The organism is Levilactobacillus zymae DSM 19395 (assembly GCF_001434115.1).
In the GTDB taxonomy this organism is placed as follows: Bacteria; Bacillota; Bacilli; order Lactobacillales; family Lactobacillaceae; genus Levilactobacillus; species Levilactobacillus zymae.
This window is the reverse complement of the sequence record NZ_AZDW01000010.1, coordinates 1-1650: the sequence shown is the minus strand read 5'-3', so window position 1 is coordinate 1650 and position 1650 is coordinate 1. Positions and strand designations below refer to the sequence as shown.

The 1650-nt window shown below is 40.5% G+C and carries 1 protein-coding gene; it reads right to left on the bottom strand.

Going from position 1 to position 1650, the window contains the following annotated elements; all coding sequences use genetic code 11:
- Nucleotides 1–185: 185 nt before the first annotated feature.
- Nucleotides 186–1490 (bottom strand): IS1380 family transposase, encoded by a 1305-nt coding sequence (locus FD38_RS01585; RefSeq protein WP_057730536.1) that lies wholly within the window; start codon nucleotides 1488–1490, stop codon nucleotides 186–188.
- Nucleotides 1491–1650: the final 160 nt, after the last annotated feature.

The window sequence follows — 1650 nt, the reverse complement described above, 5'->3', positions numbered from 1 at the left end:
CCTGAATTATTCATACCTTCCAAAAAAGTCGTCAGTTTTCATGTTTTTCAAAAACTGACGGCTTTTGATCTTGCTTACTATGTATTGAGACTCTAAATTTTGATGGTATCACCTAACGGTGAGTCATTTTTGAATTTTTGGGTGCACTTGTCCCTTGATCGTACAGAATTTTTTTTTAATTGGGGCTATTTAATAGCCTGAATACGCTGTAATACCTGATAAAAGAGTCGATGATAAACGTGATGAGAACTCAGTCGTAACTGGATTCGTCGACCGGTAAACACAACGCGGGCAGCGACTTTGAATAAACGGATTCGTAATGTACTAACACGCAATCCGGTCTCTGTTTTAGGTAGGGCTATTTGCTTCATAAAATTGATAATATTGTACGCTAATACACTAACCATCATACGGGCAGCGTTGGCGGTAAACGTTGAACTATCAGTCTTATCAAAGAAGAAGCCCTCTTTGGCTTCCTTGATATAATTCTCCATCTGACCACGCTTATGATACAGTTCAAATGCTGCTTCTGCGGTTAAATTTGTCAGATTAGTCACAATAAATTCATGTGAAAAGATCAATTCGCCAGCTACACGAGTTGACTTAACGTATACTTGACGCGGTTTAGGCCACGAAGTGGCCTGATAAGTTGCTGAGTAATAGTGAGTTTCGGTTTCATGCCACTCAGTTGTGTCGCTTATCTGTACAAACTCTTCTGCCAAGTTGTGTAGTCGCTTATTACGTTTGAGGCGAATAATGTAAAAGACATCATCGGCCTCGCAGGTATCATAAACAGCTGGTGTGGCGAACCCGCTATCACCGCGAACCAGAATATCAGTTTCTGGCAATTGGTCTTGATAATGTTTTAATAACGGTTCTAAAAAGGCTTTTATATCTGTACTGGTATAGGCATTACCAGGCCGTAGGATGGCTTTCAGGAGATTACCATCATTATCGATAGCTAGTAATGGATGATACCCCTCCGAGCCATAATGGGCGTTATAGTCAGTAGCTTCTTGATTGCCATAAGTGTCAGAATGGGTTGAATCAATATCAATAATGGTGGTCGTCTGATTAGTTAGCAGTCGAGCTTGATCAATAAGAGCTTGATTTAAAGTCTGGAAGGCGTCCACACCTGCGGAATCGATACGTTGCCAGAAACGGGATATCGTCGCTTGTGAAGCTAAGGCTGGTTTGTCCAATAAAAGTTTAAACAATGGTTCTGCAACCAATGAGGTTGCAGCAGAATCTGTATTATAACCGGCAATGATCTGCAGAACCAACTGCATCAAGATACTTGAATTACTATGTCGGCAGTATTGTCGATGGTCGTTGAACTTCAATAGATTGTCAGCTAAGTTCGTGAACTGAAACTTTGCCATCAGTTCAACACACAAGGTTAGGCCACCATCAGAAGATAATTGACCGCCGGTATGCGATGCTAGAATATTTTTATTGAAACTAAATGCCATTTCCTGTACAGTTTTCATTATAGAGTCCTCTTCTCTTTATAGTGTCTTTTGGTCGAGTTAACTATACCAGAGCTGAGGCTCTTTTTCTGCACTTAAAAGGTGAAAACGTAAAATCCCCATCAAGCACTTGAATCATGTGTTTGATGGGGATTTTGGAGTTTCTGGTGAATAATTCAGG

What these genes read in the sequence shown, in the direction of transcription:
- FD38_RS01585 (WP_057730536.1), bottom strand. Translation starts at nt 1,490, where the DNA reads ATGAAAACTGTACAGGAAATGGCATTTAGTTTCAATAAAAATATTCTA.